The organism is Sphingomonas sp. AC435, from assembly GCF_979253005.1.
Genome location: NZ_CEEDCJ010000090.1, coordinates 1 through 244 on the forward strand (window position 1 = coordinate 1; position 244 = coordinate 244).

Genomic DNA, 244 nt, shown 5'->3' on the forward strand with positions numbered 1-244 from the left:
ATGTACGACTCGCCTGCCAGGGCCAGCAGTTGCGCATCCTGCGGCGCGTCCTTCAGGGCTGGCGCCAGGGTTGCGGCGGCATCGGCTGGCTGCGAATTGCGCAGTTGCGCCTGGGCCAGCAGCTTGCGTGCATAGACATTGTTCGGATTGCTTTGCAGGTATTTGCGCAGATGCTGCTCGGCCTGCTGGGTGCCGCCCAGGTTCAGCTCGGATGCGCCGGCCAGCAGAATGCTTGGCTGGTGAT

At 64.3% G+C, this 244-nt stretch carries 1 protein-coding gene; it reads right to left on the reverse strand.

The features are described 5' to 3' along the window. The coding region (locus tag AC0CH8_RS19055) for a tetratricopeptide repeat protein (protein WP_465241223.1) at positions 1 to 244 on the reverse strand (244 nt) is incomplete at both ends.